This is a genomic window from Chryseobacterium sp. KBW03, from assembly GCF_003852415.1.
Classification (GTDB): domain Bacteria; phylum Bacteroidota; class Bacteroidia; order Flavobacteriales; family Weeksellaceae; genus Chryseobacterium; species Chryseobacterium viscerum.
Map to the genome: position 1 here is coordinate 126045 of NZ_QAJO01000011.1, position 20165 is coordinate 146209.

Here is a 20165-nt window from a genome sequence, read left to right on the forward strand (position 1 = left end):
AATAGGGAAATGACTTTATTTTCTGCACCTGAAGAGAATAATTATTTCTTCAGAAATTTTTCTTTTAAAAGCTGTATTTCTTCTTTTGAAACCAGATAATCTTTTAAACTGAATGTTGTAGCGCCATAAAACTTCCGGAACAGCAGGAAAGCGGAAACCAAATAGGAGGATGTGGTGGCAATACAAGCTCCTAAAATTCCCCACCTGGGTATCGCAATAAAGGAGAATACAACGGTAACGATCAGCCCAACTATTGATTTTACATTCAGGATTTTCAACTCTCTCATTCCCGAGAAGTAATGTCCTACCATATCGCTTACCGCAATGGCAAAGATTCCGGGAGATAAAAGGAGCATGATTTCTTTGGTATTTCTGAATTCTTTCCCAAAAATCATCTCATAAACCTGTGAGGGTATGATTATGATTCCCAGCACAAAACCTATCATTAAAATAAATGTCAGCTTCAGGGATTCTTTGGTTTTCACTACAGATTCTTCTCTGCTTTTGCTGTTCACCACATCTGAGTATAAAACAACGGCAATGCTTCGCGTGATCGTCCAAATAGCTTCTGAAAATGTAACCCCGATTGAAAAGATTCCTACACTGGCAATGCCTTCAAAATATTCTAAAAAATAAAATGAGAGCCTGTAATTCAGAAATTGAACAAAGGCACTCAGCTGGGTTTTCCAGCCATATTCAAACATGTTTTTGGCAACGTCTTTAGAGAATGAAATTTCTGAAATCTTACATTTTTTTATGATCTGCAGGAAGCTGGTCAATGATAAAAGTGCCAGACATCCGATCTGTGCAAGAAAATATACGGAAACATCTTTCTTTCCGAACACGTATACCAATGTTCCGATAAAAATAATATGGACAAGCTGCTGTAAAACAGTATACACATTAAACTGTCTAATATCCTGTTTTCCAATAAACAAGCTGATATTAGTAGACAAAAGGGATGAAAAAACTGAAATCCCGATAAGATAAAAAAGATATTCACTCTGAATAGAAGCCAGACTGAATAAAAACGGCACAAAAAGCCCAATCAGGATAGACCATAGATAGGCATATAATAAAACCTTTTCTATTTTAAACCTTGAAGCAAAATAAGAAGCGCTGCTTCCTGAAAAGATACTGCTGAAAAAGCTTACTGCAGCAGCATTGGCAACCACAATAGAAATGGTTCCTTTACCCTCACTTCCCCACATATTCGTAGAATAGATCACCAGACCGAAACTGAGGATCAGAATAAGAAAACGTGAGACAAATGTTTTAATAATAGTAAGCTGCATGGTGATATGATTATTTATCAATAGAACTTTTCACAAAATCGACAAAGGAGTTTCTTATCACTTCCCAATTATATTTTTCGTTAAATTCTTTTCGCGCATTGAGAGCATGTGAATAATACAGCTCCGGATTCCTGATATAATTGATAATAATTTCTGAAATGGATTCAGCGTTCTGCGGATCTACCAGATTACCAAATGAGAGATCTCCCATATGCTTTCTGATTCCTTTCAAGTTTGAATAGATCACTGGTTTTCCTGCGCCCATAAAGTAAAAAAGTTTAATCGGCAGTGAATGATTGTTCTCAAAATTGATTTCCCGAAGGTCAAAACAAACATCTGCTTCTGCCAATGCTTCTGTAAATTTTTCAAAAGTAGTGGGTTTTCTGATCTCAATATGTTCAAAAGAATACTTTTTCAATAGTGTTGAAAAATAGAGTTCATCACTTTCCTGTACAGTTGATCCTATAATAAGAATCTTCATACGAAGCTCCTGATATTTTTGACGAACCTTATCTGCTGCTTTAAAGAAATTATCAATTCCCTTATCCTTAGAAATTTGACCTGTGTAACAGAGTGTGATGGTTTCTGGATCAAGTCTTTTTACACTTTCCCTGATGTAAACAGTATCAGGATAATAAGGTAGAATTATCTGCCTTTTAAATCCAAAAAGGTAGGCTAAGGGAAATTTTTTGGTGGTTTCTCCAAAAATAAAATGCGTACTTAAAAATCCTGCATACAACTGAATAAGAGAAAACTTGACAGCCTGGAAAATTTTAGCGGGATATCGGTATCCATCAAGCATAGACATGGAAGGATACCATTCTGTAACATCATAGATATAGCTTGCTTTATGTTTTTTTACAAACTTCTTTGCTGCTATTACTGCCAAAGGTTCGGAACAAATGATACATTCTGGCTGAAAGGTATCACAGACCTTTCGTAATGTGTCTATTTTCTTTTCTATACTCTCTTCCAGAACCGCATAAGACTCTATTTCAATCCCATCAATATGGCCTTTGTACTCTGCATATAAGCTGCATATTTTCACTTCATACCCATTATCTCTAAGAGCTTTCGCCTGATGATAGAAGATGCGATCATCATTATAGTTGTGGGAGGTCGTTAAAAAAAGTACTTTAGGCATTCGTTTTACTCGAGTCTATGCAAAGATACATTATAAAACAAAAAAGTGGGAAACAGGTTCCCACTTTATATTTGATCAGCTGTATCAGCTTAATAGCGTTTATTTTATAGAAGCCGCCCAGCTCTTCTCCAATGGAAGAAGGAAGTGGCTCAAAAAGTCCAGATACGTATTTTTAGAGAAATCAAAAACCTGGATATCGTTTGAAAGGTCACCATTTCTCAACTTCGTTTTAAAATCTATAAGTTTTAAAGTTTTTATTTCTCCGTTTTCAACAAAGCTTGCCTTCATTCTGTCAAAAAGACCCAATTGATATTCTTCATCAATTTCTCTCATGATCTTTCCTAATGCATCAATGCTGCATCCTGAAGCCATTTCTTTTTCTTCATCTACACAAACCACTATGAACTGGTTCTTTTCAATTTTAAATGAAGAAGAAAGTGGTTTTCCATGGGCAGCCCAAGTTGCAAGGAAGTCAAATAATTTTTCAGTAATGATCTTTGCCTCTTTCGTTTCAAAAGGTCTTGAAGCCGGGTATATAATAACTCTGTAGTCGTTGGTTTCTACAATGCTAGATTCTTCGATTTTCATAATGTAACAATTTATTTTTCAAGGCACTGTGCAATCACTCTTCAATTCGGTTCATGGAACAGAATATTACTTTAACCGTGATTTCATATCCTTACAATCTAAAAGACAAAATTACGCAATTTTCTCGAGTTTAAGATCATTGTATTTTTTGCTCAGTACATAAAGCATCATAATGAAAAGCGGGAAAATAAACGGGAAGAAAAACCTCAGTGCCGCCGATTGCGGAAAAAAGAAAAATTTGATATAAACATTCACCAGGAAAAGAACTGATATCATCCTTACCCACATATCTTTTGATTTCCAGAAAATAACGGCAATCATAATTGCTACGGATAAAGTCACTTTTTTAAAGTAAATAATTTTGATATAAATGATGCTTAAATACTCCATTAAACTGACATCAATAGGATGGGTAGAGATAATAGGTCTTCTGTCTATAAACGTGTCATAAAAGACATCTTTCCAGCCGGGATAATGGTAAAATTTAATAATTGCCAGGTACATCAGTAAAAGCACTGTCCCTTGTGCAATAAGGGAAACATCAATTTTCTTTTCTCTAATGTAGTAAAAGAAGAAAACAGCGATGATATAAGTCAGAGTAAAAGTAATATAGTCCGGACGTATAAAAGTGATTCCAAAAAGAAGCAGAAACATGATCCATTTGCTCCAATTTTTAATCAAAGCAATAATAAAGATCAGCATAAACTGAAAAATAAACATATCCGGTGTAGAAACCCTGGACATATAGGTCATTGGCGGCAGAAGCATAGCAGCAACTGTTAATAGTACAGCAAGCCAGTATTTCTTCGGAAACAGGAGTTTTAGAATATAAAATAATAATAATCCTGAAAAAAAGTAAGAAATAAGACTGGTAAACAGGACGGCCATTGGGGAGGAAAGTCCAAGCTTATAAAAAAGAGTTATCACAAGAATATACCCTATTTTGATTTGAAAATAGGGTAATTGTTCTGTAAAAGATTGTGTATTTTTTACGAAATACTGCCTGGGAATGTCCCATTGCTTTATTCCGATTACGTCTGCGTAATGCTCTGCAGGAGCCTCTTTTTTTATTTCCTGATACGTAATGATTCGAACTTTATCCGGTGAGTCCGGAAATTCGGAAGTATACATAGATCCCATATAGCCTGGCATATCCCAGTCATATACTCTGTTTTGATAGTTCCAGAATGTAAGAAGAGTAAGTATCGAAATTACAAACAAAAAGGAGAGTCTCCATTTTACTTTCATAAACCTGTATAAGATTATAACTATAAATCTTCTGCTTCAGCAAGAAGTTCAACGATATCTTTTACGGCAACTTCAGTATTTTTGTTAAAGTGTTTTACCCCATCCGTCATCATCGTGTTGCAGAAAGGGCATCCGGTAGCAATTACTTTAGGTTCAAAAGATAAAGCTTCTTCTGTTCTTTCAATATTAATGTCTTTGTTTCCTTTTTCAGGTTCTTTAAACATTTGTGCACCCCCTGCTCCACAGCAAAGTCCATTGGTCTTGCAACGCTTCATTTCTACAAGCTCTGCATCCAGCTTTTCAAGCAATAGTCTCGGAGCTTCATATTCATCATTGGCACGTCCTAAATAGCATGGATCATGGAATGTAATTTTCTTCCCTTTGAAGGCTCCTCCTTCTATTTTCAATCTTCCTTCTTCCATTAAGGTTTTCAGGAACTGAGTATGATGCACTACATCAAAGTGCCCTCCTAAGCTTGGATATTCATTTTTCAGGGTATTGAAACAGTGTGGACAAGCTGTTACAATTTTCTTTACTTCATAGGCATTCAGCACTTCAATATTGGTAAGGGCCATCATCTGGAAAACGAATTCATTTCCTGCTCTTTTAGCCGGATCTCCGGTACAGCTTTCTTCCTGTCCCAATACAGCAAATTCAACCCCTATTTTGTTTAATATCTTGCAAAATGCTTTTGTAATTTTTTTAGCACGGTCATCAAAACTTCCCGCACATCCAACCCAAAATAAAACTTCCGGGGCTTTTCCTTCGGCAGCATATTCTGCCATTGTTTTTATAGATAGTTCCATTGTTTTAAATTATAATTTTGTTTCCCAAATAGAGATTTGGTGTACCACAACTAGTTAATAATTGATTTATACGAACTTGTTCAGCAGTTTGAATTGGTTGAGAATAAATATTTATATTGGGTTTCAACGCTATAACTGCATTTACATTTCTAAGTGAAATTGTTGGAAATCTATTTTTAAATTTATTAATCGTTTGAATTAGTTGATCCAATGCATCATCCTTTCTATCATTAGTTTTTAATGCCTTTTGCAAATTTTCTTTCTTAATAGATTTAATCTCAATAAAATAAACTTTTTCACTATTATTTATTGATAAATCACATTTTCTTCCTTGCCCATCACCATCTTGGTATACACATTTATCAATTTTTAAAAAAGAAATTTTTTCACCTTTTTTATTTTCAATAACAACATCAAAATCAATTTTACTACTGATTTCGCAAGATGAATTATTTATATCTTTTATATAAATTTCAATATCATTATGTTCTGTAATACACGAACCAAAATTACTTTTATTAAAAATACTATCCATTCTTATTCCATTGAAGATAAGGCAATTTCTCTAAAATCATTTATAATATTCTCAGAAACCATGTCAATCATATTTTGTTCAATTAGCCCCGTTTCTGAATTAAATATTGATTTTACTTTACCACTTGATACCTGATATGCGGAAAAATCATTTGGATTTATCCAAGATTTTGAATCTATAATTTTATTAATATTTTCAAAAAATTTTTGATTATTATCATTCCCTTTTTTATGAGCAAATAAGAGATTATTTATTGAGGATAATATAAAAGGGCTATGGGTAGTATAAAGATGCATACTTCCTTTATCAATTTTTCCATAGTCATCAAGCCTTCCGCTTTCTAAAATTTTCAATAGATCATACTGAGCCTTAGGAAATAAATTTGTTTCAGGCTCTTCAATAACAAATGAATAATTTAATCTCTTTGTCTTTTCTTTTTCATATTTGATTGAAAGAAGAATAGGTAATATACTTTGAAAACCAGATGCACTTTCTGAAAGCTTAATACTTTTTCTTGAAGAATAATAGATCCGATCTTCTCCATTTACATTTTTATATAGCGTATTATTATTAATAAAATTTAAATCATAATTTTTTATGGCTTCAGTAGCACTATTGTATACACTTGCAAAGTTTAACAAATGCTCTGGTATAGGTATATCATATCTCTGAAGATTTAATGCCGCTTTTTTTAGAAGGTGAACTAATACTCTCTCAGACGGAATATATAACGGACTATTATAAAAAATTTCTACTTTCGTTTTTCTTGCCTGCTCAATAATACTATATATTTCTGTATCCGTTAAGTTTTTATCCGATTTATTAAAATCCTTAGAAAATTCATCAAATTTATCATGCAAATCTTCATTTTCTAGTTTGAATTTTTCTTCACTAGACATTCGAGACCACATTACAGAGAATTTGTAGAGTAAATCAAATCTATCTGATAGTTTTGCAAGCTTATCAAATTCTTTTTCAACTTCTTTATATTTTTTTTTATCTTCTAATTCTAAAATATTATTTAGATCTAATTTATCTTTAAATAATATTTTATCATTCTTTATTTCTAAGTAATGAGTTGGGCAATCATAAATAATTTCAGTTTTTTTAGAATAACACCCTTCAAGAGAATAAATGTTAAGACTATCTTTAAATTTATCAATACTTAGTTTCTGAAAAATTTCTAAGTCTCTTTTATTCTTAGTTAAAGAAAAAAATGAAATTCTTCTCTCATCCTCAGGTAATAAATGATATGATTTGGGTGAATTACAAATAGTAAACAATTTTGCTATAGTACTTTTCCCGCTAGCTTGAGCACCAATAATAATATTTACACTTTTAAAATTCAGTGTAGCATTATCAATTGGTCCAAAATTTTTAATAATAAGTTTTGATTGCATAATTTAAATTAATTAATCATTTGCCCAATTCAGACGGTCAGCCTGATTATACTGCCAAGGAGCAGCATTGTTTTCCACATTGGTCATCATCAGATTCAGTTCCTGTGGCGCAGCAGACTGTTCCATCACAAGGAATCTTCTCATCTCAAAAATAATGGAAAGCGGATCAAGCAATACCGGACAAGCCTCTGTACATGCATTACATGTTGTACATGCCCAAAGTTCTTCTTTTGTAATATAATCGTTGAGCAGTTTTTTACCGTCATCAACAAATTTTCCGTTTTTATCAATATTCCTTCCTACTTCTTCCAATCGGTCTCTGGTTTTCATCAGGATCAGTCTTGGAGAAAGTTTTTTTCCGGTAATATTAGCCGGACAAACGGAAGTACAACGTCCGCATTCTGTACATGAGTAAGCATTAAGAAGCTGTACCTGGTTCAGATCAAAAATATCTTCTGCACCAAATTTAGAAGGAGTATCTGCTTCAGCACCTTCAGCCGGAGCTGCGTAGGGATCAGCATTGGGGTCCATCATTAATTTGATCTCTTTGGTTACAGAGTCAAGATTGTTGAATTTCCCTTTTTTATTAAGATTCGCATACCATGTACTTGGAAACGCAAGGATAATATGCAAATGTTTTGAGTAATAAAGATAGTTCATGAAGAAAAGAATTCCTACAAAGTGGAACCACCAAGCGGCTTTCTCTGTAAACATCAAAAATCCGCTGTCAAAACTGAAGATTTCCAAAAACGGAACTAATGTCATTTCACTGATCGGGAAGCTTCCATGTTCTGGAAAAATGCCTCTCGTCTGTAAAATAAAATCGGAAGCATTCATTTTAAAGAATGCCATCATCAGGGCAAACTCAATGATCAAGATCCAGTTTGCATCATTTTTCGGCCATCCGAAAAGTTCTTTCATGGTCAATCTCTTAACTCCGTAAAAATTTCTACGGATAAAGAAGATAACAACTCCAATTACCACCAAAAGTGCTAAAACTTCTAATGTTGCGGTGAAGAAATTATAAAATGTATGTCCGAAAATACTTGATAGAAAACGATGCGTCCCAAATATTCCATCAACAATGATTTCTATTAATTCGATATTAATAATCACAAAACCTACATATACAAAAAGGTGTAGAACTCCGGCAACAGGACGTGCCGTCATTTTACTCTGTCCCATCGCTACACGAGCCATGGTTCCCCAGCGTTCTCCTTTTCTGTCGTTTCTATTGATTTCGTGACCTAACCTGATATTTCTGTAGATTTTCAGCAGGCTTTTAGCAAACAGCCCGAATCCTGCCACTAATAAAATCAGGAAAATAATGTTATCAATGTACTGCATAAGGTGGCGTATTAGTCTTTGTTATTTTTACCGAAAACCGAGAAGTTGATATATCTCTTCGGGTTCGCTTTCATATCTTCGATTAATGAATTCAAATTAGTAGAAGCCGAATTCAGGTTGTTATAAAGCTGATCATCTTTCATCAGTTTACCTAAACTTCCTTCTCCTTTATCAATACCGCCAATCACCTGATTTAATTTTCCTACTGTAGCATCTAAGTTGGCAATTGTTGAATTCAACTGCTTAGTATCGATGCTCTGAGCCAGGTTTCCATATTTATCCAAAGTCACTTTTCCACTTTGCATGGTAAGACTTGCATCATCCAATACTTTTTGTAGTTTAGGGTCATTGTGTCCTACCAGGCTGTTTACACTTCCTGCTGTAGTCTGTAATGCTCCTACTGTTTTATTAAGATTGGATAATAAAGCTTTTATTTCAGCTCTGTTTTGAGCATCAACAAGCAGATTGGCATTAGCCATTAGAGAGTCTACTCTGTGTAACACTACCTGCAGCTGATCTTTTACCGGGCCTACCTGAGAAGAAAGACTTCCGAGTGTTCCCAATTTGAAAGCACCTTTCAGAGTATCTCCGTCTTTAGCCGTCTGACCTCCATATGCAAGGTTTACTCTCATCTCTTTACCGGACATTAATCCTGGTTCAAAGATTTCCAATGATGAATTTTTCGAAAACTCGAATTTGTTATCTATTGTAATTTTTACAACAAAATTGATTTTACCGTCTTTCGCGGTCAGAGGAATAATCTTATCCACCTGCCCTACTTTCAAACCGTTGATAGAAACTGCTGAAGACTGCGCAAGGCCTTCTACATTATCATATTTTGCGTAAAATATATTGTCAGTAGTAAAAAGGCTCTTCCCTTTCATAAACTGAAACAACACCACAAAACCTACAATAGCTAGAAGTGTAATCACACCTGCTTTTATTTCTTTACTGAACTTCACTTGCTAATTTTTTCTAATAAGCAAATATAGTACATTTTAAATAAATCTTTTCCTTTATTGTTCTGCGATAAATACAAAAAAAGCGACAAAAAATTTGTCGCTTTTTATATTATTGAAATGAATTTCTTATTGTTGCTGATTTCCCAGCTTGTTCCAGATCTCAATTCTGTAATCCTCGATATCTGCATTGTCCTGAAGACTCTTCATCCAAGCTTGTCCGAACATTCCGGAATTTCTTTGAGTAAGAGACTCTGTGAACTGCTTAAGATCTCCAGGTTGTTTGTTTACTGTTTCTGATTTTTTGATCAAAACATAAACTCCTGTTCCTCCTTCAACCGGATTGGAAAGTTTACCTTTTGCAACACCGAATGCTGCACCGGCAACTTTAGGTTCCATAGTACCAGCTATTGAAGGGTTCAATAGGTTTACTTGAGCAGACTGTTTTGGAGCCGCGAATAATTTAGCAATCTGATCTAAGCTTGAAGCTTTCGCTGCTGCAATTTTATCAGAGATTTGTTTTGCCGCCAATTTATTTTTAACAAGAACTTCAATCTGATCTCTCACAGATTCCGGATCAGCAAGACCTGCATCTTGTTTTCCGTTTAGATAAACTACAATTTTATCACCTGTTCCTTCTACTGTAAATAATTCAGTATCTCCTTTAGTTCTTTTCTTATCGAAAGCCCAAGTAAGGATCTCCGGATCTTTTTCAGTACCTAAGCCCTGAAGCTGACCTTCAAATCTTTTTGCTGCTTTTGGATTGGTGAACTGGTAGTTCCCTTTCTTAGCAATATTCACGAAATCGTTGAAAGATTTTCCTTGAACCTGCTGAATGAATTTTCTTGATTTTTTATCTGTTTCAGCCTCAGTAGCATCTGAAGGTTTAACTGCTTTCACAAGGTTAGCAACTTTATACCCCATTGATCCTGATTTTTTATCTTCAATATTGATGATATGGTAACCGAACTGTGTTTCTACTACTCCTGTAGCTCCTTTTGGATTGTTTGCAAGGTAAGTAAGGAACTCAGGAACGAAAGGCGTTTCCGGAGTTGTCCATCCTAAGCTACCTCCCTGAGCGGCAGAATTCGGATCACTGGAAACCTTAAGGAATTCTGTAAATCTAGCTGGAGTAGCTTTTACAATAGCACCGATAGAGTCTGCCAATTTCTTAGCCTGCTCCTTAGTTCTTGTTACTCCTTCACCTGCCGGGCTTCCTTTGAAAGCAATAAGGATATGTCTTGATAATGTAGAATCTGAAGCTCTTTTACCTACAAGCTTAGAAACTACGTATACATCCTGCTCTTTATAAGGGCCAAAAGTCTGACCTACTGCTGCTGCAGTGATTTGATCTTTTATAGTTGGAGGCAATTGTGTAGGATTCACATATTGAGGGTTGAATGGCGCATCAGAATTTACCGTTACAAACATGGAATCATTTTTCGTATTCTGGAAGTTTTCAGCACCTCCACTTGCATCTGTACCTCCTGAATAAAGTTTTGTAATCTCTTTCAGCGTTGCTGCATCATCTGCTGCACTAGGTTTAGATGGGAAATATACGATCCCGATATTTCTACTCGGCTCAGCTTTGAACATTACAGGGTGCTGCTTGATGTAGTTTGCAAGATCTTGCGTTGTAACATTGATCTTTGTTTTCTGAAGATAAGCTGCATAGTCTACTTTCACAAAGTCGATATCTGCAAGCTGATCTCTCTGCTTCATCAATTCTTCAGCTTCTTTCTTACCTGTAGTAACACCTGCTGAAATATTGGTAAACACCTGTCTTGCCATTAGTCTATACTCAACTGTCTTTCTAGTTTTCAACCATTGAGCATATCCTTGAGGATTGGTGTTCTTTAATGTTTCAATTTCTTTTTTAAGCTCTTGAGTTTTAAAATTACCTTTCTCATCAAAGAACTGTTGATTCTGAGCAAACATCTGATCGTACTGGATTTGATTCCAGAAATAATCATCAGTCATTTCAAAGCCCAATTTCTCAAACTGTTGTTTGATAAGTTTAGATTGTACAAGTAACTGCCAAGCCTGTTCTTCAAGACCGTTTTTCGGACGACCTTGTTGTTCGGCCTGCTGCTGCAGCACGAAAAGTTGATCATTGAACTCTTCGCGGGTGACTTTCTCACCGTTTACTTTTCCTAAAACGTCAGGATTCTTACCAAAAACCTTGTCGATACTATCCGGGTTTACCAAGAACGCCAAAAGCGCTAAGGCTATTACACCCATTAAAAGCCAAGGCTTACTCCTAATCTGTCCTAAAATTGCCATTTTATAAATTATAGTTTTTTATCAGTTTGCGAAAATACACATTTTTAAGAAATTACAGAAATCGAAGTGCTTAATTTTGAATTTTAATATAAAGATTAACTAAAAAAGGAAATTTTGACCGCATTTTTAAGTAAAAAACAAATGGCATAAGTATTGTGCATTTCTAGAATATTATAATATGCCACACGTTTTCAGCGCATCTTATAAAAAATCCCAATAACGATAAAAAACGAAAATGACAATTTGTCATTCGATTTACTATGACAGAATTTGAAGATATTAGTTTAGAAGAAATGATCAGCGACGGTTTTGATATCGTTACTGAAGAAATCAATCTTTCCGACTTCGCAGAGACTGATAAAAATTCCGAACAGAAAATATTCCCTATACTTCCCGTAAGAAATATGGTTATGTTCCCTAATGTGGTAATTCCTATTACTGCAGGGAGAAAAACCTCAATACAACTTCTTGAGGAAGCACAGAAGAACGGAGATTTCATTGGAATTGTAAGCCAGAAAAATTCGGATCTGGAACAACCTTCCGAAAAAGATATTTATACAACCGGTACATTGGCCAAGATCATTAAGATCATCAAGCTCCCGGAAGGCAATATTACTGCTATTACTAAAGGTTTTCACCGATTTAAGATTAAAAAGATCATTGAAAACCAGCCTTATTTCAGAGCAGAAATATCAAAATTAAAAGATACCCAGCCTAAAGATCAGGAGGAATATGAGGCATTACTGGAAAACATCAAAGATCTTGCTTTAAAGATCATTGAGCTGGACCCTAATATTCCTAATGCAGCAAATTTCGCGATCAAAAACATCAACAATAATGATGATCTTCTGAATTTCATCTGTACCAATGCCAATTTTTCTTCGATTGCCAAGCAAAAGCTCCTTGAGGAGAAAAGCCTGATGATAAGGGCTAAGCAATGCTACGAAATGATGCATGAGGATTTCAGAAAACTGGAATTAAGAAATCAGATCCATCAGAAGACTTCAAAAGATCTCGACAAGCAGCAAAGAGAATATTTTCTGAATCAACAGATCAGAACCATCCAGGAAGAACTGGGCGGAGGACCTGAAAGTGATGTTGAAGATCTAATTGCCAAGGCTAAAACTAAGAAATGGAGCAAGGAAGTAGAGGAGCATTTCCAAAAGGAAATCAACAGGCTTCAACGTCAGAATCCTAATTCTCCGGACTATAATGTACAGAGAAACTATCTGGATTTCTTTACAGATCTTCCATGGGAAACTTATACAAAAGATATTTTTGATATTGCAAAGGCTGAAAAAGTACTAGACAAGGCACATTTCGGACTGGAAGATATCAAGAAAAGAATTCTGGAGCACATGGCTGTTTTAAAATTAAAAAACAACATGAAATCTCCTATCTTATTATTGGTAGGGCCTCCGGGAGTGGGTAAAACATCTTTAGGAAAATCTATTGCAGATGCTTTAGGAAGAAAATATGTAAGATTATCACTAGGTGGTCTTCATGATGAGAGCGAAATCCGCGGACATAGAAAAACGTATATTGGTGCTATGGCGGGAAGGATTTTACAATCTATCAAAAAATCCGGTACTTCAAACCCGGTAATTGTTCTTGATGAGATTGATAAAATTGCACAAGGTATTCATGGTGATCCAAGCTCAGCGCTTCTGGAAGTTCTTGACCCTGAACAAAATAAGTCTTTTTATGACAATTTCCTTGAGATGGGGTATGATTTGTCAAAAGTAATGTTCATTGCTACAGCCAATTCTCTTTCAACAATACAGACTCCTCTTTTGGACAGAACGGAAATTATTCAGATTGCCGGCTATACTTTGGAAGAAAAGACTGAGATTGCGAAAAGACATTTAATCAGGAAACAACAGGAAGAAAATGGTTTAGATGCTAAATCATTCAAACTTGGAAATGCAGAGCTAAAGCATATTATAGAAGCCCACACTTCTGAAAGCGGTGTAAGAACTCTGGAGAAAAGAATTGCTGCCGTTGCAAGATGGACAGCTCTTCAGACTGCTCTGGTAAAAGATTATGATCCAAAAATTTCAGTGGAAAAAGTAGATGAGATCCTTGGTGTACCAAGACCAAAAAGCTTATCTGAAATCACTGGAGTTCCGGGGGTTGTAACAGGTCTTGCATGGACAAGTGTAGGTGGGGATATCCTTTATATTGAAAGTATTCTAAGCAACGGAAAAGGTTCTTTGACAATGACCGGAAACCTTGGAACAGTCATGAAGGAATCTGCTACGATTGCCCTGGAATATATTAAAGCCAAGCATGACGAACTGGGAATCTCTCAGGAAGAACTGGATAAAAAAAACATCCACGTCCATGTTCCTGAAGGAGCAACTCCTAAAGACGGACCTTCTGCGGGTATTGCGATGCTGACTTCAATGGTTTCTTCTTTTAAAAATAAAAAGATAAAACCTCACCTTGCCATGACAGGAGAAATTACGTTAAGAGGAAAAGTACTTCCTGTAGGAGGGATCAAAGAAAAACTTCTTGCTGCGACAAGAGCAGGAGTAAAAGATGTTATTCTTTGTGAAGCCAACAGAAAAGACGTGGAAGAGATCAAAAAAGATTATTTGAAAAATCTAAGCATCCATTACGTCAACAGAATGGAGGAAGTAATTGACATCGCTATTGAAGCATAAAACAACTTATAACATATTAACTTCTCAATAAGGAAACACGTTCTGATATTCAGAGCGTGTTTCTGTTTTATAAATAAAAACAGAATTTTATTTATTGGGTGGAATAAAATTTGCTTCATTACAAGAAAAACCCTGAAGGATTGAATAAAAATTTTTCAATTCAGTGGGGTTTTCTTATTTTTATTCCACACTACAGATTTTTAGATTATGAATTTTCTTAGACTCCCTTTCCTTCTCAAGCTTTCGCTGGTGGTGGTTTCCATTATCGGCCTTGGTTATCTTCTGGCATTAGGACAGAGTATTTTAGCTCCGTTTTTCCTGGCATTCCTGCTGGCCATGCTGTTTTTACCGGCTGCCACTTTTATGGAAAAAAAGCTAAGGTTTCCAAGATCAATGTCTACCATGACCTCGGTATTTATTATGCTGATGATTTTAGGTGGAATCATTTATTTCTTTACCAATCAGCTCTCTGATTTCAGCAAGGATCTTCCCCACCTTAAAGAACAGTTCACAACTGTTTTTAATGGTTTGCAGCACTGGGTTTCCAAAACATTCAATGTGAAAGTGGATGAACAGGTAGATTATATCAACCAGGGATTGAATAAACTACTATCTTCTTCAGGAATGATTTTAGGATTTACTTTTGGGATATTTTCAACAGGATTCGGTTTTATTATATTTTTCACTCTGTTTTTTATCTTTATTTTAAATTACAGAAGGCTTTTAAATAATTTTATCGTTACTGTTTTCAACGAAAGACATAAAGCGAGTGTACAGGAAGCCGTAAGTGAGATTCGTATTATGACCAAGAAATATATCTTCGGACTTTTTCTGCAAGTAATTATCGTATCTATTCTTACTTCAATCCTTCTTACAATTCTGGGCGTGAAATATGCTATTCTTTTAGGAGTTCTGACAGGATTACTAAACGTCATTCCTTATCTGGGAATTTTTATTTCTCTTTTAATTTCATGTTTTATAGCATTTGCCACTTCAACTCCTTCCACATGTATTTATGTTGCATTGGGTTATATTGCGATTCATGCGGTAGATGGAAATATTGTTCTTCCATTTGTTGTAGGCTCAAAAGTAAAGATCAATGCTTTATTTTCTTTTATCGGTATTCTTTTGGGCGAGCATCTTTGGGGAATTGCAGGAATGTTCCTGTGTATTCCAGCCATTGCTATTATTAAAATTATCTGTGAAAGAGTGGATGACCTCAAACCTTGGGGAAGATTATTGGGTGAAGAACAGAAACCTAATAAAAAGAAGAAAAGCTATAAGATTTCTAAGAATATTACTCTGGAGGAAATGGACTAGAATATGGGTAATGAGTAATGAGTAATGGATAATAACGGGTAAGCGAGATTATTTCGGACCTTAACTTTATATAAAAAAGAAGACTGCCTTTTTCAAGACAGTCTTTTTATATTTTACTATGGAAGAGCGCAGTATGGGCTCATTCCGTTTGGACAGGTTTCTGTACATAGAATATTGGCCTGAATATCCGGGCAGTATCCATAATCCGGTGGTGGTGTCGTACCTCCGCCCCCGCCTAAACAAGGATCCCCAGGTGGAATTTTACATGGACATCCTATTGGGCCTATATCACATTTTCCAATGCCGCCGCCCCCTTGAATTTCTCTTAAATCCGTACGGTTTAATTTTTTTAAGTTTTTCAACATAATATTTTATTAGTTTTTGTTTGCATCTCAAATATAGATAATAAAATTATTCAAAACCCAACATTAACCAACCATTAACATTAATTAATTGTTTTTTACAAAAATTAAATCAATTAATCCTATTTTTATTTTACATTTGATATAAAATCATCAATCATGAAAATAGTAAAATTCATTTTATGCTTACTTTTCGGGCTTATGTTTATTAATGCCGGATTAAACAAGTTTTTTAATTATATGCCAATGGAGAAACCTACTCCAGAGCAAATGAAACTTTTCTCTGCTTTTGGAGAAATCAGCTGGCTGATGCCTTTAGTGGGTATCGTAGAAGTCATTGGCGGATTACTATTCATTTTCCCAAAAACAAGAGCGTTAGGGGCCATTGTTATTTTACCTGTCATGGTAGGAATTGTTACCCACGTTTTCACGATGGATAAATCTCCAATGGGAATGAGCATCGCCGGGGTGATGTTCCTGATCAACCTTTGGATCATTATTGACAACAAAGAAAAATACAAGCATTTAGTTTCATAAGACTGCAGATAATAGGTTGCAGATTATAGGTAATATAATCTGCAACCTATTACCTCCTACCTGCTCCTTACACAAAAGCACTGAATCCTGTAATCGATCGTCCTACGATGAGCGAGTTGATTTCTTTTGTCCCTTCATAAGAATAAATGGCTTCGGCATCGGCTACAAAACGAGCGACATCATATTCCAGCAAAATTCCGTTTCCACCCAGCACTTCTCTTGCCCTGGAAACAATATCTCTTGTTCTGAGTGTACAGAAAACTTTAGCCAGCGAAGCATGTTCATCTTTTAAAATTCCTTCATCCTGCATTTCAGATAGTCTAAAAACCATGGTCTGCATTGCAGTAAGGTTAGAAAGCATTTCTACCAGATGTCCCTGAATCATTTGAAATGAGGCGATAGGTCTTCCAAACTGCTCTCTTTTTCGGGTATAATCCAATGCACTTTCATAAGCCCCTCTTGCACATCCGGTGGCCATCCATGCCACTCCTGCCCGTGTCATTCTCAGTACTTTTCCAGTATCTTTAAAGGAATTGGCGTTCTTCAAACGATTTTCTTCGGTTACAAGACAGTCTTTTAAGGTGATCAATCCGTTCTGCACAATTCTTAAAGCCATTTTCCCTTTGATCTTTTCTACGGAATATCCCGGATTATCTTTTTCTACAATAAATCCTTTTACTTCTCCGCTGTCTAAATCTCTTGCCCAGATAATGATAAGATCGGCAAAAGTGGCATTCCCAATCCATTTTTTCTGGCCGTTCAGCACCCATCCTTCAGGTGTTTTTTTGCAGGTTACAGTCAATCCGCCCGCTGCCCCGGAACCCACTTCCGGCTCTGTAAGCCCAAAGGCCCCTATTTTTTCAAATTTCTGCATCTGCGGAAGCCACTTCTGTTTCTGCTCTTCGGAACCACAGATATAAATAGATCCCATCGCCAGCCCCGACTGTACTCCAAAAAATGTGGCAATAGAAGCATCTATTCTCGCCATCTCCATCGCAATAACACCTTCCATCAGAAAAGGCATTCCCGGACAGCCGTACCCTTCATAGGTAACCCCGCAGATATCCAGTTTTTGGAATTTCGGAATCAGTTCAAAAGGAAATTCATCTCTGAGCCAGTAATGATTAACCAAAGGTTTCACTTCTTTTTCCATGAATGCTCTTACTTTAAGCTGAATTTCGCGCTGTTCGGGAGTCAGAGTATGGTAGATATCATAGAAGTCTCCATCAATAGGAGGAAGTTCCTTTTTTTTCTTTTCGGGATCAAGCATTTTCATAAGCCCGGAAAGCTGTTTATCATCCAGTTTTGAAAAATTATGCATCAGTTTTGGCAGATCTACTTTTTGAGAAATGGCACTCAGCTGATCAAAATCTATGGATGTGAATAGTCCTATTGCGTTTCTGATTTTGGAAAAAGTATTTGACATAATGATAGATTGTAGTTTTGGTTTGTAAAAGATAAGCAAAAATTGCTCCGAAAGCAATGTGCAAGGCTCAACTATGTTTTACAAAGCACTTAATTTCAACTCATTAAAACAGAATATTCCGTTTACAAGTTTTTTACTTTTGATTTTCAAGCGTTACAAAAGATCCTGACTGAACTTTGACTCAAGCAAAAACATTAAAAATAAACGCTATGAAAACCACTTACATTAAATTATCATTGTCCGCCGTTCTTTTATTAGGTATTTATTCATGTAAAAAGGGAGAGGTTGCAACCACAGATCTTGAAGCGTATGCTTCTACTGATTCTGCAGCAGTTGTTGTATCTGATAGTATTTCATCGGTTGCAGACATGAAGGTAAAAGACAAACAGTTCATCAAGACTGCAGATGTCAATATGGAGGTAAAAGATGTATATAATGCGACCATTGCTATTGAAAAATCGGTTCAGGAGCTTGGAGGATTTGTTACCAACAGCAATCTTCAAAGCAATGTGGTTTCTGAAAATACCTACAATACTTCTAATGAAGAAGCTATGCTGGTTAAAAAATATCAGACAGAAAATACAATGCAGGTGCGTATTCCGACTGAGAAATTAGGTGAACTTTTAATGTCAATCAATACGAACAAATTATTTCTTAATTCCCGATCCATTAATGCGGAAGATGTGACTGCCAACATCAAATATTCTGAACTTGAAGGGAAAAGAAATCAAAAAACCTCTGAAAATATCAGCAAGCTGAAAACCAATAAGGATAAAGTAACCTTAGACGATGAGAATATGTCTGAAGGAAATCTTCAAAAGCTGTCAAGTATGAATATGACAGACGATCTTAAATACAGCACCATTCAGATTTACATCAAAGAACCTCAATTGCGTATTGCAGAAATTGCGGTTACCAACACAACAAGCATTGATAATAAATATAAATACAATTTCATTTATGACGCCAAAGATGGCTTTGTTTATGGTTTCTACCTGATTCAGAAAATCATAGTGGCTCTTATCAACATCTGGCCGATCCTATTAATTGCAGCTGCTGTGATCTATTTCCTAAGAAAAAAAAGAATTTCAAAGCCTGGGCAGCCAAAAATTCAAGAATAAAAAAACATTCCTAACCAATTGGTTATCATCATAATTTTAGATTTTACAACCTCCTTTTCCGGGAGGTTTTTATTTTTTTTGAAAAAAAACTGTAACGATTGTAACGCCTGCTTTACCTACTCTTTAAAATAATAGAAAATCAAAAAAAATTAATAGTATGAAAAATTTAGTAAAACTTGGATTCGCAGCGTTATTATCAATGAGTACGATGACTGCAAAAGCACAGAAAGCAACTACCAGCAATGACAACAGCCTGCTTTGGGAAGTATCCGGGAATGGTCTCTCTAAGCCGTCTTATATTACCGGAACTTTTCATATCTTATGCAGTAAAGATTTTGAAATAAAATCCAAGATATTGAAAGCGCTTGAGAAATCTGAAAATTTTGTCATGGAGATCAATTATACTGATCCTGCTGAAATAAAATCACTGCAAAAAATGTATCAGACAGATAAAAAAATATCAGATCAGCTTTCTCCGGATGAAGCCAAAGAACTGAATACAATTCTTGCTGATTACGGGACGGATCTAAAAAGTATAGACTCATCAAGTCCACAAGCACTGTATGCTCTTCTTTCTACTAAAGCGATCCCATGTCCCCAGACTGAAATAAAGCTCTATGAAATAGAACTTCTTCAGAAAGCAATAAAAGATAAAAAAACGGTCAGAGGACTTGAAAAGGTAGAGGATCAGATGAAAAGCATGAATGAAGCTTATAACCTGAAAATCACCATCGCCCAGCTAAAAATGAGTAAGGAATATGAAAGCCTTTTTAAAAAGATGATAGAAGCTTTTAAAAATGAAAATGTACAGTTACTTTACAGTCTTTTTAAGGATGAAAGATTTATGAATACCCAACAGGAAAAAGCAATGCTTACCGACAGAAATCAAAACTGGGTAAAAGCAATGCCTGAAATAATGAAAAACCAAAGTTCTTTATTTGCGGTGGGCGGATCTCATCTTATGGGCAAAAATGGCATCATCCCTCTTCTGCAGGCAAAAGGTTATACTGTAAAACCTGTATCAAGTTTATAATCATAACCAAACCATGAAACTATTGTGAGCAATCCAACTGAAACTGCTTTTTTAAAGCTTGTCAACCAGCACAAAGGTATTTTGTATAAAGCCTC

At 35.5% G+C, this 20165-nt stretch carries 17 protein-coding genes; 5 read left to right on the forward strand and 12 right to left on the reverse strand.

Features of this window, described 5'->3' with window-relative positions; all coding sequences use genetic code 11:
* Positions 1–41: 41 nt before the first annotated feature.
* From DBR39_RS19350 to DBR39_RS19395, 10 genes are all read right to left on the reverse strand, one after another.
* Positions 42–1295, reverse strand: coding sequence for an oligosaccharide flippase family protein (locus tag DBR39_RS19350; RefSeq protein ID WP_124535823.1), 1254 nt, complete (start codon positions 1293–1295; stop codon positions 42–44).
* A 10-nt stretch (positions 1296–1305) separates the two neighbouring features.
* Positions 1306–2439, reverse strand: coding sequence for a glycosyltransferase (locus tag DBR39_RS19355; RefSeq protein ID WP_124535825.1), 1134 nt, complete (start codon positions 2437–2439; stop codon positions 1306–1308).
* 99 nt (positions 2440–2538) lie between these two features.
* A complete protein-coding gene (locus DBR39_RS19360) occupies positions 2539–3027 on the reverse strand; it encodes a hypothetical protein (RefSeq protein WP_124535827.1) in 489 nt (162 codons plus the stop codon).
* A 111-nt stretch (positions 3028–3138) separates the two neighbouring features.
* A complete protein-coding gene (locus tag DBR39_RS19365) occupies positions 3139–4275 on the reverse strand; it encodes a hypothetical protein (protein ID WP_124535829.1) in 1137 nt (378 codons plus the stop codon).
* 20 nt (positions 4276–4295) lie between these two features.
* Positions 4296–5081, reverse strand: a complete 786-nt coding sequence (locus tag DBR39_RS19370; RefSeq protein WP_124535831.1) for a (Fe-S)-binding protein — start codon at positions 5079–5081, stop codon at positions 4296–4298.
* A 4-nt stretch (positions 5082–5085) separates the two neighbouring features.
* On the reverse strand, positions 5086–5616 hold the full coding sequence (locus DBR39_RS19375) for a hypothetical protein (RefSeq protein ID WP_124535833.1): 531 nt from the start codon (positions 5614–5616) through the stop codon (positions 5086–5088).
* Positions 5617–5618: 2 nt separating this feature from the next.
* The gene (locus DBR39_RS19380; protein WP_124535835.1) at positions 5619–7016 is read right to left on the reverse strand and encodes an AAA family ATPase; all 1398 of its coding nucleotides are present in this window, start codon (positions 7014–7016) and stop codon (positions 5619–5621) included.
* Positions 7017–7028: 12 nt separating this feature from the next.
* A complete protein-coding gene (locus DBR39_RS19385; RefSeq protein WP_124535837.1) occupies positions 7029–8363 on the reverse strand; it encodes a (Fe-S)-binding protein in 1335 nt (444 codons plus the stop codon).
* 11 nt (positions 8364–8374) lie between these two features.
* Positions 8375–9325, reverse strand: coding sequence for an MlaD family protein (locus tag DBR39_RS19390; protein ID WP_124535839.1), 951 nt, complete (start codon positions 9323–9325; stop codon positions 8375–8377).
* A 126-nt stretch (positions 9326–9451) separates the two neighbouring features.
* Positions 9452–11605, reverse strand: coding sequence for a peptidylprolyl isomerase (locus tag DBR39_RS19395; protein WP_124535841.1), 2154 nt, complete (start codon positions 11603–11605; stop codon positions 9452–9454).
* Positions 11606–11865: 260 nt separating this feature from the next.
* On the opposite strand from DBR39_RS19395, the gene lon reads away from it, so the two are divergent.
* Positions 11866–14271: an endopeptidase La gene (gene lon, locus DBR39_RS19400; RefSeq protein ID WP_124535843.1), complete on the forward strand. Its 2406-nt coding sequence runs from the start codon at positions 11866–11868 to the stop codon at positions 14269–14271.
* A 207-nt stretch (positions 14272–14478) separates the two neighbouring features.
* Positions 14479–15591 carry an AI-2E family transporter gene (locus DBR39_RS19405; protein WP_124535845.1) on the forward strand — a complete coding sequence of 371 codons (1113 nt, stop codon included), beginning with the start codon at positions 14479–14481 and terminating at the stop codon, positions 15589–15591.
* Positions 15592–15707: 116 nt separating this feature from the next.
* Here the strand turns inward: DBR39_RS19405 and DBR39_RS19410 are convergent, their stop codons facing one another.
* The gene (locus tag DBR39_RS19410; RefSeq protein ID WP_124535847.1) at positions 15708–15956 is read right to left on the reverse strand and encodes a bacteriocin-like protein; all 249 of its coding nucleotides are present in this window, start codon (positions 15954–15956) and stop codon (positions 15708–15710) included.
* Between the two features lie 156 nt (positions 15957–16112).
* Between DBR39_RS19410 and DBR39_RS19415 the strand changes: the two genes are divergently transcribed.
* Positions 16113–16490: a DoxX family protein gene (locus DBR39_RS19415; protein WP_124535849.1), complete on the forward strand. Its 378-nt coding sequence runs from the start codon at positions 16113–16115 to the stop codon at positions 16488–16490.
* Between the two features lie 67 nt (positions 16491–16557).
* On the opposite strand, the gene DBR39_RS19420 is transcribed toward DBR39_RS19415, so the two are convergent.
* Positions 16558–17916 (reverse strand): acyl-CoA dehydrogenase family protein, encoded by a 1359-nt coding sequence (locus DBR39_RS19420; RefSeq protein WP_124535851.1) that lies wholly within the window; start codon positions 17914–17916, stop codon positions 16558–16560.
* Positions 17917–18125: 209 nt separating this feature from the next.
* On the opposite strand from DBR39_RS19420, the gene DBR39_RS19425 reads away from it, so the two are divergent.
* Complete coding sequence (locus DBR39_RS19425) at positions 18126–19037, forward strand: DUF4349 domain-containing protein (protein WP_124535853.1); 912 nt, start codon at positions 18126–18128, stop codon at positions 19035–19037.
* A gap of 157 nt (positions 19038–19194) precedes the next feature.
* Entirely contained in the window at positions 19195–20070 is an 876-nt protein-coding gene (locus DBR39_RS19430) for a TraB/GumN family protein (RefSeq protein ID WP_124535855.1), read from the forward strand.
* Positions 20071–20165: the final 95 nt, after the last annotated feature.